The 11641-nt window shown below is 66.1% G+C and carries 13 protein-coding genes; 9 read left to right on the top strand and 4 right to left on the bottom strand.

Annotated features, from left to right (window positions below; all coding sequences use genetic code 11):
* The first annotated feature begins 87 nt into the window (after positions 1 to 87).
* The 7 genes from ACSQ9E_RS13185 (at position 88) to ACSQ9E_RS13155 (ending at position 5913) form a co-directional block, all read left to right on the top strand.
* Positions 88 to 942 carry an STAS domain-containing protein gene (locus ACSQ9E_RS13185; RefSeq protein ID WP_436218031.1) on the top strand — a complete coding sequence of 285 codons (855 nt, stop codon included), beginning with the start codon at positions 88 to 90 and terminating at the stop codon, positions 940 to 942.
* A 12-nt stretch (positions 943 to 954) separates the two neighbouring features.
* Positions 955 to 1329, top strand: a complete 375-nt coding sequence (locus ACSQ9E_RS13180) for an STAS domain-containing protein (RefSeq protein WP_436178290.1) — start codon at positions 955 to 957, stop codon at positions 1327 to 1329.
* The gene (locus ACSQ9E_RS13175) at positions 1319 to 1723 is read left to right on the top strand and encodes an anti-sigma regulatory factor (RefSeq protein WP_057202903.1); all 405 of its coding nucleotides are present in this window, start codon (positions 1319 to 1321) and stop codon (positions 1721 to 1723) included. Before ACSQ9E_RS13180 ends, ACSQ9E_RS13175 begins: the two co-directional genes overlap by 11 nt.
* Positions 1714 to 2730 (top strand): ATP-binding protein, encoded by a 1017-nt coding sequence (locus ACSQ9E_RS13170; RefSeq protein WP_057202902.1) that lies wholly within the window; start codon positions 1714 to 1716, stop codon positions 2728 to 2730. Before ACSQ9E_RS13175 ends, ACSQ9E_RS13170 begins: the two co-directional genes overlap by 10 nt.
* Before the next feature lie 58 nt (positions 2731 to 2788).
* Complete coding sequence (locus tag ACSQ9E_RS13165) at positions 2789 to 3601, top strand: sensor histidine kinase (RefSeq protein ID WP_436220217.1); 813 nt, start codon at positions 2789 to 2791, stop codon at positions 3599 to 3601.
* 3 nt (positions 3602 to 3604) lie between these two features.
* Positions 3605 to 5554, top strand: a complete 1950-nt coding sequence (locus ACSQ9E_RS13160) for a response regulator (RefSeq protein WP_436218030.1) — start codon at positions 3605 to 3607, stop codon at positions 5552 to 5554.
* A gap of 110 nt (positions 5555 to 5664) precedes the next feature.
* Complete coding sequence (locus tag ACSQ9E_RS13155) at positions 5665 to 5913, top strand: hypothetical protein (RefSeq protein WP_436218029.1); 249 nt, start codon at positions 5665 to 5667, stop codon at positions 5911 to 5913.
* A 66-nt stretch (positions 5914 to 5979) separates the two neighbouring features.
* Here the strand turns inward: ACSQ9E_RS13155 and ACSQ9E_RS13150 are convergent, their stop codons facing one another.
* From ACSQ9E_RS13150 to kaiC, 4 genes are read right to left on the bottom strand one after another with little or no spacing between them, the layout of a single operon-like run.
* Positions 5980 to 8289, bottom strand: coding sequence for an ATP-binding protein (locus tag ACSQ9E_RS13150; protein WP_436218028.1), 2310 nt, complete (start codon positions 8287 to 8289; stop codon positions 5980 to 5982).
* Entirely contained in the window at positions 8286 to 8624 is a 339-nt protein-coding gene (locus ACSQ9E_RS13145) for a circadian clock KaiB family protein (protein WP_436218027.1), read from the bottom strand. Before ACSQ9E_RS13145 ends, ACSQ9E_RS13150 begins: the two co-directional genes overlap by 4 nt.
* Before the next feature lie 5 nt (positions 8625 to 8629).
* Entirely contained in the window at positions 8630 to 8956 is a 327-nt protein-coding gene (locus tag ACSQ9E_RS13140; protein ID WP_057267475.1) for a circadian clock KaiB family protein, read from the bottom strand.
* 5 nt (positions 8957 to 8961) lie between these two features.
* Complete coding sequence (gene kaiC, locus ACSQ9E_RS13135) at positions 8962 to 10728, bottom strand: circadian clock protein KaiC (RefSeq protein WP_436218026.1); 1767 nt, start codon at positions 10726 to 10728, stop codon at positions 8962 to 8964.
* A 194-nt stretch (positions 10729 to 10922) separates the two neighbouring features.
* Between kaiC and ACSQ9E_RS13130 the strand changes: the two genes are divergently transcribed.
* A complete protein-coding gene (locus tag ACSQ9E_RS13130) occupies positions 10923 to 11345 on the top strand; it encodes a hypothetical protein (RefSeq protein WP_057267450.1) in 423 nt (140 codons plus the stop codon).
* 106 nt (positions 11346 to 11451) lie between these two features.
* Complete coding sequence (locus tag ACSQ9E_RS13125; RefSeq protein WP_436218025.1) at positions 11452 to 11631, top strand: DUF3606 domain-containing protein; 180 nt, start codon at positions 11452 to 11454, stop codon at positions 11629 to 11631.
* Positions 11632 to 11641 lie beyond the last annotated feature (10 nt).

Genomic DNA, 11641 nt, shown 5'->3' with positions numbered 1-11641 from the left:
TTAGGCCCTTACAATGTTTTGCCCATGCCCTCAGCCTCTTCTCACGCGGGACATGGAACGGACACTTAACTGGCGAGATCTCCTTCAATGACTAACCTGAACACCCAAATCCTCGATGCACTGCAGGAGGGCAACAAGCCCGCCCTCATTCAGGAGTGGCTCGAAGAGGCACGTTCAGGCAATGCCAGCCTTTCCAAGTCAGCCTCCGCCGATGCCGCCGACATTGCATCGGCACTGGCCAAGGGGCTCCAGGCGGGGGCCAACATCGAATCCTTTGCCGACGCCAAATGGGCGCCGTTACAGGAGGTGCTTTCCTCGCTGTCGCGCTCGCGCGCCGCGCAGGGCCAGAGCGCCGGAGAGACCAGCGTCTTTGTGTTGGCCCTCAAGAAACCTTTGCTCAACGCCCTGCAGCAGCGGCTTAATGGTAGCGACAGCGTTCAGCTCACCGCCGCATTCTGGGGCCTGACCAAGCTGGTGGACGGAATGGCTCAGTTCACGGCTACCACCTTCCAGCGCGCGCGTGAGGACATCATCAATCGCCAGCAGGAAGAGCTGCTGGAGTTGTCCACGCCCGTGGTCAAGCTTTGGGAAGGTGTGCTGGCTGTGCCCATGATCGGCACGCTCGACAGCAACCGCACCCAGATCGTCATGGAGACGCTGCTGCAAAAGATCGTGGAGACCGGCTCCGAGCTGGCGATCATCGACATCACCGGCGTGCCGACGGTGGACACCCTTGTGGCCCAGCATCTGCTCAAGACCGTGACGGCCATCCGCCTGATGGGCGCAGACTGCATCATCAGCGGCATCCGGCCCCAGATCGCGCAGACCATCGTGCACCTGGGCATCGACCTGCAGGGCATCACCACCAAGGCCAGCCTGGCCGACGCCCTGTCGCTGGCACTGCAGCGCACGGGCTGGCGCATCACTCGCCAGGCCGTCTGAGGGGTATTGCACATGGAACGCATACCGATATTGCGCATGGGTTCGACCCTGCTTGTTACGATTCAGGTGGACATGCAGGACCAGACAGCGCTGGCACTGCAGGACGACTTGGCGGACCGCATCGCCAAGACCGGTGCCAGCGGCGTGATGATCGACATCTCGGCGCTGGAGATCGTGGACTCCTTCGTGGGCCGCATGCTGGCCAGCATCTCGGGCATCGCCCGCATTCTTTCGGCCACCACGGTGGTCGTGGGCATGCAGCCGGCCGTGGCCATCACGCTGGTGGAGCTCGGCCTGTCGCTGGAAGGTGTGAAGACGGCGCTCAACGTGGAGCGGGGGCTCGCGTTGCTGCAACGCGCACGCGTGGCGAGCGGCCATGTCGATTGAACGCACCGGCACGCTGCCGCTGGAGACGGAGCAGCACATCGTTGCCAGCCGGCAGGCCGTACGCTCGCTGTGCCAACTGCTCAAGTTCTCGCTCGTCGAGCAGACCAAGATGATCACGGCCGCGAGCGAGCTCTCGCGCAATACCCTCATCCATGGGGGCGGTGGACGCATGCGCTGGGAGGTGCTGGACACAGGGGCCAAGCTTGGCCTGGCCTTGCATTTCGAGGACGAAGGCCCCGGCATCGCCGACATGAAGCTGGCCATGACGGACGGCTGGACCTCGGGCTCCGGCATGGGCCTGGGCCTGCCTGGCAGCAAGCGGCTGGTTAGCGATTTCGTGGTCGACTCTGCCCCTGGGCAGGGCACCCGCGTGAGTATCACCAAGTGGAAGTGATACGGGGATGGAGCCACCGTCCGTTCGCCATCACCGACTCCAGCTGCGTTGGCGATGCGCGTCGCTTTTGCGCCCGGACCGCGCAAGACTGGGGTTGGAGCGAAGTGGATGTGGGGCGCCTGTCGTTGATATTGACGGAGCTGGGCACCAACCTCGTGCGCCACGCGCTGCAGGGGGAGCTGTGGATTGCCGCTCCGGCCGGTGGGCAGGAGGTGGAGATCCTGGCGCTGGACAAAGGTCCCGGAATGGCGGATGTCAAACGCTCATTTCAGGACGGTGTGTCCACCGGTACCGGTTCGCCCGGCACGGGCCTTGGCGCCATACGTCGCCTGGCCAGCGATTTCGACATCCATTCGACGCCTTTTGGCACCTTGTGTCTGGTGCGCGTGCGCCCCGCCTCGCAGGAGGCCCCGGCTGGCCATCGCCAGTGGGGTGCGGTGAGCATTGCCGCACCCGGCGAGACGGTGTGCGGCGACGGCTGGGCGGTGGCGACCGAAGGCGGCAAGGTGTCCGCAGTGGTGGCCGATGGCCTCGGCCATGGGCCCCATGCAGCCCTTGCCTCGGACGCCGCGCTGGATGTGTTTGCGGGCGATCCCTTCGCGCCAATCGAAAGCTTCCTGCCCGACGCCCACCTCGGCCTGCAGACCACGCGAGGCGCGGCAGTGTTCGCGCTGCGCATGGAAAGTTCGGGGCAGTTGAAGTACGCAGGGGCCGGCAATGTGATCGGGCGCATCATCTCGGGAGTGTTCGACAGGTCCATGATCACCCAGCACGGAACGGTTGGGGTGCAGGTGCGCCGGACCGAGGTGGCAACACTGGAGATGCCAGACCATGCGGTGGCTGTGGTGCACAGCGACGGCATTGCCTCGCGTTGGAAAGCGGAGGAAGTGGTTCCGCTGCTGCAGCGCGACCCCACGTTGATCGCGGCCGCATTGCTGTGGCAGCAGAGCCGGGGCCGCGACGATGCCACCGTGCTGGTGATAAAACAGGGAGACGCGCTTGAGTGACGATCTGAAAGCCCAGCTGGAGCAGAGTCAGGCCGAAGTCGAGGCCCTGCAGGCCGAGATGCAGGCCCTGCGGGAAGAGCTCGAAGAAACCAACCGCGGCGTGGTGGCGCTGTACGCCGAACTCGACGAACAGGCCGAGCAGCTCAAGCACGCCACCCAGCTCAAGAGCCGGTTCCTGTCGTACATGAGCCACGAGTTCCGCACGCCCATCGGCGCCACCCTGAGCCTGGTGCGCCTGCTGCTCGATCGAGTAGACGGCCCGTTGACTGAGGAGCAGGAACGCCAGGTACGCTTCATCCAGACTACCTGTGAGGAGTTCTCCAGCATGGTCGACGACCTGCTCGACCTGGCCAAGATCGAGTCCGGCCGGCTCGACGTGTCGCCCGAGTGGTTTGAAATGATGGACCTGTTCTCGGCGCTGCGCGGAATGTTCAAGCCGATCCTGGACAATGAGGCGCTGAACCTGGTGTTCGAAGAGCCGGTGGGGCTGACACGCCTCTACACGGATGACCGCAAGCTCTCCCAGATCCTTCGCAATTTCATATCCAACGCCCTCAAGTTCACTGCCCAGGGCGAGGTGCGGGTGTCCGCTCGGTTGGAGGGCGAGGGCATGATCCGTTTTGCCGTGGCCGACACGGGCATCGGCATCCCTGCGGAAAACCTGCCTGCGCTGTTCAATGACTTCTCGCAGGTCAAGGCGCCAATCCAGAAGCGCCTGCGCGGTAGCGGGCTGGGGCTGGCGCTGTCCAGGCAGTTGGCCACCCTGCTGGGTGGGACGGTCGAGGTTACCAGCGTGGTGGGAAAGGGCTCGGTGTTCTCGGTCACTGTGCCGGTGCAGATGCACCCGGTCGAGAAAGCCACTTCGGACTGAACCATGGCCACATCAGAAATGATCTCGCCCACGATCGACCGAAGCCTGCACACGGTGTTGGTGGTGGACGATAACCCGGTCACCCGCTACGCCACAGCCCGGGTCATTCGCGCCGCAGGCTTTCAGACGGAAGAGGCGGCGACGGGCGGCGCAGCCATTGAATCCGCCAAGCGCAACGTGTCGGCGGTAGTGCTGGACGTGCACCTGCCGGACATGGACGGATTCGAGGTGTGCCGGGTGCTGCGTGCGGATTCGCGCACGCAGCTGACGCCCATCATCCACCTGTCAGCCACCTACATGCAGAGCGAGCACAAGGTGGCAGGGCTCAATGCCGGTGCCGACGCCTATATGGTGCACCCTGCCGAGCCACCGCTGATGGTGGCTACGCTGCAGGCCCTTATCCGTGCGCGCACGGCCGAGGAAGACCTGCGGCGCAGCGAAACGCGGTTTCGCGCCATTTACGACCAGGCGCCCGTGGCCATGATGCTCATCGATTCAGAGGGGCGCTTTGCCGACGTGAATCCGGCCGCCGAAAAATTGATGCAGCGTAGCCGCATTGACCTCATCGGCATGGCCGTGACCTCTCTTACGCCGCCGCCTTGGCAGGACTTCGTGCAAGAGCGCATGCAGGGCTCGGCCGATGTCAACTGGCAGGGTGAGTTTCCGCTGATCCGCGGCGACGGCAAGGAGATACTGCTGGACTGGGGCATGTCGGACCATGTGGAGCCGGGCATCCGCATCGGTATTGCAACCGATCTGTCCGAGCGCATCGACTTCGAGCGCCGGCGCGAGGAACTGCTCGAGCGCGAACAGGCAGCGCGCGTGCTGGCCGAGCGCCACAGCCGTACCAAGGACGACTTCGTGGCCGTGCTCTCGCACGAGTTGCGCACACCGCTCACACTGATCACCGGCTGGGTGCACATGCTCAAGCGCCCGAACACCAACGCCGATACGCTGGCGCGCGGCATCGACGCCATCGAGCGCGGTGCCAAGGCGCAGGGGCGCATCATCTCGGACATCCTGGACGTCTCGCGCATTGCATCGGGCAAGCTGCGCCTGCACCGTGAGTGGGCCAATCCGGTGGAGCTGGTGCGCATTTCGCTCGATGCCCTGCGCGACCTGGCCCTGGCCAAGAAGATTACCCTCGAAGTGGCCTGCGACGATACGGATGAACCTGCCTGGCTTGACGTCACGCGCTTTCAGCAGATCGTGTGGAACCTGGTGACCAATGCCATCAAGTTCTCGGAAAGCGGTGGCATGGTGCAGCTGCGTCTCAAGCGCGAAGCGGACGAACTCATCCTCGTTGTGCAGGACCACGGCGCAGGCATCGAGGCGGGGTTTTTGCCCTACCTGTTCCAGCGCTTCACGCAGAGCGGCACGCCAGGCAACCGCTCCCATGGCGGCCTGGGGCTGGGCCTGTCCATCGTCAAGCACCTGGTGGACCTGCACGGCGGCACCATTGCGGCCAGCAGCGCGGGGATCGGCCAGGGCACGGCGATGACTGCACGGCTGTTGGTGGCCTATGAAGAACCGCTGGCGGGCGATGACGATGCCCAGGCCACGCCGCAGGCCCGTGAAGTGCGCCTGCTGCAGGGCAAGGACATCCTGGTGGTGGACGACAACGCCGACACCAGCGAGATGCTCAGCATCGTGCTCACGGACGAGGGCGCCAATGTGCGCGTGGCCGACAGCTACGAGACTGCAATTGCCCAGTTCGACAAGGCCTGGCCCGACCTGTTCGTGAGCGACATTGGTCTGCCCGGCCGCGACGGCCATGACCTGATCGCCAAGGTCCGGGAGATGGAGGCCGCCGCAGGCCATCCCCGCCTGCGCGCAATTGCGCTCACGGCCTTTGCCCGACCGCAGGACCGTGATCGCGCACTGGCCGCTGGTTTCGACCAGCACATGGGAAAGCCTTTGCAGCCGCATCTGTTGCTCCAGGCGCTGGCCTGAGAGGCAGTGCCGGCTGGTTTTTGCGTGCACCACATCGCTTGGGGATGCCGTCTGACAAGCCCGGAGCGTGGCGTGGCTTATTTTCAGCTACCCACCCCAAGGAGCATGCCGTGACCACCCAGCCCCCGCCCGCCAACCCTGCACGCCGCCCTGCCGGCGAGTTCCCACAGCCCGTTTCGCCATGGGAGAGCCGTGGCCTGCTGTACGCCGAAGTGGCGGGGGCCCTGGTAGTGCTGGCCATGGTGCTGGCCAACAGCATGGACCCTGGTTTTTGGCGCGCCAAGGCCACCGAGGTGCAGGCCCAGGCGGCCCGCGCCACATCGGTGGCAAAGGCCGGGCCTTCCGATTCGTCCGAGTGATGGCGCAGCCATGCTTTGCATGGCCGTGGCATTCCCAGGCACAAAGGCCTGCAGCTGTGCAGGCGCTTATGGGGGAGCGGCGGGCCGCGTGCGGTCGGTCTGCCCGTCCATCATGTCGCGCACCTTCCGGGCCAGGGCCGTGAGCTCGAAGGGCTTTGTCATGACCTCCATCCCCGCATCGAGCAGGCCGTTGCCCACGGCAGCGTTCTGGGCAAAGCCGGTGATGAACAGCACTTTCAATTCGGGCCGGTCCTGCCGGGCTGCGTCTGCCACCTGGCGGCCGTTGAGGCCGCCGGGCAGGCCCACGTCGGTAATCAGCAGGTCCACGCGGCGCATGGATGCCAGGGTGCGCAGGGCGCTCGGGCCGTCGTGGGCCTCGACCACCACGTAGCCGGCATCCTTGAGCACCTCCACTGTCAGCGTGCGGATGGTGCTTTCGTCCTCCACCACCAGAAGGGTCTCGCCCTCGCCCTGCTGCACGGTGTCGGCAGGCCCATCGGCCGCGTCTTCCAGCACCTGGCCATCATGGCGCGGCAGGTACAGTCGCATGGTGGTGCCCACGCCCACTTCGGACTGCACGCGCACATGGCCGCCCGACTGGCGCACGAAGCCATACACCATCGACAGGCCCAGGCCGGTACCCTGGCCGGTGGGCTTGGTGGTGAAGAAGGGGTCGAAGATCTGCTCGATCAGCTCGGCCGGCATGCCCGAACCGGTGTCGGTGACGGACAGGCACACATAGTCTGCCGCAGGCAGGCCCAGGCTGCGCAGCACGCTGTCCGTGGCCGCGATGTTGGCGGTGACTATGGCCAGGTGCCCGCCGCCGGGCAGCATGGCGTCGCGCGCGTTGATGCACAGGTTGAGCAGCGAGTTTTCCAGCTGCGAGGGGTCCACCCGGGTGGTCCACAGGCCCTCGGCGGCCGTGCACTCGACCTGCACGTCCGGCCCCACGGTGCGGCGCACCAGTTCTTCGAGCCCTGCCACCAGGCGGTTGAGGTCGGTGGCCCTGGGGTCCAGTGTCTGGCGCCGGGCAAAGGCCAGCAGGCGCTGGGTCAGCGCTGCGGCGCGCTTGACCGAGTCCTGGCCCATGCCGATGTAGCGTTCGGCCTGGTCGAGCTTGCCCTGGCGCATGCGCACCTTGAGCACCTGCAGGCTGGCGCTCACAGCGCCCAGCAGGTTGTTGAAATCGTGCGCAATGCCGCCCGTGAGCTGGCCCACGGCCTCCATCTTCTGCGACTGGCGCAGTGCCTCTTCCACCGCCATCAGCTCGCCCGTGCGCGCCGCCACGGTGGCTTCCAGGTTTTCATTCACGTCGCGCAGCCGGGCCTCGCTGAGCGCCAGGGCATTGGCGCTACGCACCCGTTCGGAGACGGAGCGGATGCGCTCGGCAAACTCGCGCACGAAGTCGATTTCATCGGCTGTCCAGTGGCGCGCGTCCGCATGGTGCAGGAACAGGATGGCCACGAGCTTGCCCTGCTCGATCAGCGGCACGCTCAGCAGGGCGCGCACGCCCTGCGTGTCAAGCGTGCCTTCTGGGTAGCGGTCTGGGTCGGCCCCGGTGTCGGCAACCACTAGGGGTTCCCCGTGCCAAAGACCATCGGCGCAGGAGCCCAGGTCGTGCATGCGCCAGGTGCCAGCCAGCGTGGCCAGGCCGTGGGCGCACCAGTCCTGGTCGATGGTGCACAGCTCGCCCGTGTCGTCGATGGTGCCGTAGCACACGCGCGCCAGGCGCAGTGTCTCGCCCAGCAGGCGCGCAGCCTCCTGCGCCATGCCTGGCAGGTCGCCCACCTCGCGCAGCCGCTCAGGCAGGCGCGCCAGCAGGTTGCGCCAGTGCTCCGCGCGCCGGCGCTGGGTGATGTCGCGCACCACGGCCAGCGAACCCAGGGGCCGGCCCAGCGGGCCGAGCAGGGGCGAAACCACGGCCTCCACATCGATCAGCCGGCCATCGTTCAGGCGGTGCAGGGTGCCCAGGGTGGCCAGCGCCCCAGGGGCGGCAGATGGCACATCCGGCTCGCCCATGCCAGGCATCTCGGTAAAGATGAACTGCCGGGGCTGGCCCAGCACATCGGAGGACCGCACGCCATAGAGCCGCTCTGCGGCGGCGTTGATGTACATCACCAGCCCATCCTGGTCGAAGGCGAAGACGGCGTCCTCCATCTGGCCCAGTACGTCCTGGCGCAGCTGGTCGGTGGCCGCGTGCGCGCTCTCCAGCGTGTAGATGGCGTTGTTGACGACAAGCGCATCCACATCGCCGGTGTGGATGGCATGCAGCGTTTCTTCCAGCTCCTGCAGCCGCAGCTTGAGCGAGGCGTTCTCGGCGGCAAGGGCGGCCTCGCCAACCAGGCCCGGGGCGGGGTCGAATCCGTTTGCTGTCATGCAGCCCCCTGCGCCGGCAGTATGCCGAAGGCCCTGCGCAGCCGGTTCAGGTCCGACAGGTCGCCGATGAAGCGGCGCTGCGGCAGCGGCGCCAGGCGCAGCAAGGTGGGCGAGACGATGATCTGGTCGGCACGCGCCAGATCCACATGTTCGGCGATGTTCAGCACCGTGAGCAGGTGCGTGCCGGGATAGGCCTCCTGCAGAATGCGGCGCGCGTTGGCGACGGCACGCAGCGAGATCGGCGAGGCCATGCTCACGTAGAGCCGGTAGTCGTTGGGCTGCGAAACCTCGGCGGGCTGTTCGTGCTGGGCATGGCGGGTTTCGGTGCGTGCCATGGGGTTCAAACGAGGGGCTTCACATCGAGCCCGACGAGTACACGTTCCTCGTTCGACAGGTCGCCGATGATCTTGCGGATCGGCTCGGGGAACTTGCGCACCAGGGTGGGTACGGCCAGGATCTGGTCGCCCGCCGCCAGTTGCGGGTTGAGCAGCAGATCCACGACTTCGATGCTGTAGCGCCCGGCCAGATGCGTCTCGCACAGGCGCTTGAGGTTGTCCAGCGCGGCATTGGACCGGGGGGTGGAGCCGGCCACGTAGAGCCTGAGCTGCCACTCGGGTTTGAGCGGTTCGGCGGTGGGCCTTTCGCGCAGGGTGGAGGGGGTTGCCATATCGATCATCCTTTGAGCGACGCGGGTTGGGACGCTGCCTTGCCGCCGGTGCTGGCGGTACCGCGCTTGGCCGCAATGCTGCGGGCACGCTCCTGCGCGCCCAGGGCCTCCATGGTTTCGCGCTCGATGGCGAACTCCACCTCGCCGGCCCGCTCCAGTGCCTCTGTGTTCAAGGCCGCGATCTGTGCGTCCAGGGCCTTGCGGCGGTTGGCCAGGTCGCGCAGGCGGCGCTCGTGGTCGCGCCCGCGCAGGTCGTTGGCGGCCAGCACCTGCGCCTCATGCGCGACGCGTGCGGTGCCGGTGAGCACCTGGTCGCCATAGAGGTACACGTCCACCAGGTCCACGCCCGTGTCGGAGAAGACGAATTCGCGCACCTGGTTGGAGTGCGGCATGCCGCGCGACTTGAGCACCTGCAGCGTGCGCGTGCGCTCGCCGTTGACGGCCACGTTGGCCAGCAGCAGCCAGCTGTCCATGAGCGAGGACACTCCGACTTCCGACGTGGCGACCGGCAAGGGCGCCGCATCGGCCGTGAGGCTGGTGAGCAGCGCCGTCGTGCCCTCGGTCTTGAGGAAGTCGATGAGCCGCATCAGCGTGAGCTTGAGGCCCGAATCATCTTTCTGCGCGGTAAGGTTGCTGATCGGGTCCACCGCCACCACTTGCGGATGGAAGTCGCGCACCAGGTCGTACACATGGGCCAGGTGCTGCTCCAGCCCCTGCAGGGTGGGGCGGGTGGATTCGATCTTGAGCAGGCCCTTGTCCACCCAGCGGCGCAGCTTCAGGCCGATGGACTCCATGTTGCGCAGCAACTGGCTCTCGGACTCTTCGTAGGTGAAAAGGATGGCCTTCTCCCCGCGCGCGCAGGCCGCATCGACGAAGCTGGCGGCCATGCTGCTCTTGCCCGTGCCGGGCGCGCCCGACACCAGCAGGCTGCTGCCACGGTAGATCCCCTGGCCACCCAGCATTTCATCGAGCCCGCCAATGCCCGTGGACATGCGCTCGCGCGATGCCTGGTGGTTCAATGCCAGCGAGGTGATGGGCAGCACAGAGATACCATGCCTGCCGATCAAAAACGGGTATTCGTTGGTGCCATGGGCCGAGCCACGGTACTTCACCACGCGCAGGCGGCGGGTGGAAACCTGGTCTTCGATGCGGTGGTCCAGCAGTATCACGCAGTCGGCCACGTACTCCTCCAGCCCATAGCGGGTGAAGGCGCTCTCGCCGCGCTCGGCGGTGATGATGGCCGTGACGCCCTTGTCCTTGAGCCAGCGGAACAGGCGGCGCAACTCGGCGCGCAGGATGGCGTGGTTGGGCACGCCGGCAAACAATGCCTCCACGGTGTCCAGCACCACGCGCTTGGCACCGATCGAATCGATGGCGTAGCCCAGGCGGATGAACAGGCCCTCCAGATCGTATTCGCCGGTCTCCTCGATCTCGCTGCGCTCTACGCGCACGAAGTCCAGCGCCAGCTTCTTCTGCTGCTGCAACTGGTCAAGGTCGAAGCCCAGCGAGCGCATGTTCTCTACCAGCTCCTCGGTCGACTCCTCGAACATCATGAAGACGCCAGGCTCTGCATACTCCGTGGCGCCCTTGACGAGGAACTCCGCCGCCAGCATGGTCTTGCCGCAGCCCGCTGCGCCGCACACCAGGGTAGGGCGGCCGGCGGGCAGTCCACCTTCGGTGATCTCATCGAGGCCTGCAATGCCGGTGGGCGACTTCGCGATGCCTGCAGACGTTTCAGCAGGAGCATTCTTCTTGTTTCTGGTGGCTGCCATCGGTGCGCGATCAAGAATAGATGGGATGGAGTGGGCTGCAATGGAAACCCTCCGGTACTGGGACCTGCAATGTCCCTGCAGGCACAGGCCACGGCGAACGTGACCGGACGTAAACATCGTAGGAAATCCACAGGCATGGCTCTGTAGGACACGGCCGGATTGCGCTGCGCGGGCGGGCCCTGACTCTTGCGCGCATGCGGTTCAGGCTGCAGAATTTGCCAAGCCAGCTGCCGTGGCAGCCAACGCTGATTTGCCATCCGCCCATCTCTTCGGAGGTCACCATCACCCACCCTCCCGGTCAGGACCAGCTGCAGAAAGTGCGCTGCTACACCCTCTTTTTCCCTGGAGGCCGTGTCTACGCGGGCGATACCGAGGGCCACCTGATCGCTTTGGCTCTCGTCACGCACCGGCAGGGCCGCTACAGCTATACGCTGGAGGGCAGCGGAGTCGCGGGCGGCGGGCTGGCCACTGTCCAGGCTTTGCTCGAAGCCGTTGCCAGCCAGCTCACGGCGGACTTCGTCGACGCGCAGTTCCACCACTGCCCCGATCTGGCCCGGGCCGATGTCTTCGACCTGACTGCCGGACCGCACCTGAACATACGTCTGCAGACCCCCTGACGCCCAGGCCGGGCATTTCGCCGGGGGGTGGATCGGCTGCTGTCCTACAAGGCCGTCCTGAGGCGGGTGGTAATTTCCAGAGCACCCTCTGAGAAGGAACCACGCCATGAGCGACGACCACAGGAAGACCGCCCAAGACCGCCATTTCATCAGCCTCGCCGAGCACTACGAAGTGCGCGACTGGACCAACAGCCTGGGCGTTACCGAGGCGCAGCTGCGCGAGGCCGTGGCGGCCGTCGGCTCCTCGGCCGACAAGGTGCGCGAGTACCTGAGCCACGCCCGCTGAGGGGCATTGC

Origin of the sequence: Acidovorax sp. LjRoot118, assembly GCF_964253575.1 — a bacterium.
In the GTDB taxonomy this organism is placed as follows: domain Bacteria; phylum Pseudomonadota; class Gammaproteobacteria; order Burkholderiales; family Burkholderiaceae_C; genus Acidovorax.
The sequence above is the reverse complement of the archived record's forward strand: the minus strand, read 5'-3'. Positions and strand labels throughout refer to the sequence as shown.

Excerpts from the sequence above, each read along its gene's own strand:
- ACSQ9E_RS13185 (WP_436218031.1), top strand. The coding sequence starts at position 88 with ATGACTAACCTGAACACCCAAATCCTCGATGCACTGCAGGAGGGCAAC.
- ACSQ9E_RS13180 (WP_436178290.1), top strand. The coding sequence starts at position 955 with ATGGAACGCATACCGATATTGCGCATGGGTTCGACCCTGCTTGTTACG.
- ACSQ9E_RS13175 (WP_057202903.1), top strand. The coding sequence starts at position 1,319 with ATGTCGATTGAACGCACCGGCACGCTGCCGCTGGAGACGGAGCAGCAC.
- ACSQ9E_RS13165 (WP_436220217.1), top strand. The coding sequence starts at position 2,789 with ATGCAGGCCCTGCGGGAAGAGCTCGAAGAAACCAACCGCGGCGTGGTG.
- ACSQ9E_RS13160 (WP_436218030.1), top strand. The coding sequence starts at position 3,605 with ATGGCCACATCAGAAATGATCTCGCCCACGATCGACCGAAGCCTGCAC.
- ACSQ9E_RS13150 (WP_436218028.1), bottom strand. The coding sequence starts at position 8,289 with ATGACAGCAAACGGATTCGACCCCGCCCCGGGCCTGGTTGGCGAGGCC.
- ACSQ9E_RS13145 (WP_436218027.1), bottom strand. The coding sequence starts at position 8,624 with ATGGCACGCACCGAAACCCGCCATGCCCAGCACGAACAGCCCGCCGAG.
- ACSQ9E_RS13140 (WP_057267475.1), bottom strand. The coding sequence starts at position 8,956 with ATGGCAACCCCCTCCACCCTGCGCGAAAGGCCCACCGCCGAACCGCTC.
- kaiC (WP_436218026.1), bottom strand. The coding sequence starts at position 10,728 with ATGGCAGCCACCAGAAACAAGAAGAATGCTCCTGCTGAAACGTCTGCA.
- ACSQ9E_RS13130 (WP_057267450.1), top strand. The coding sequence starts at position 10,923 with ATGCGGTTCAGGCTGCAGAATTTGCCAAGCCAGCTGCCGTGGCAGCCA.
- ACSQ9E_RS13125 (WP_436218025.1), top strand. The coding sequence starts at position 11,452 with ATGAGCGACGACCACAGGAAGACCGCCCAAGACCGCCATTTCATCAGC.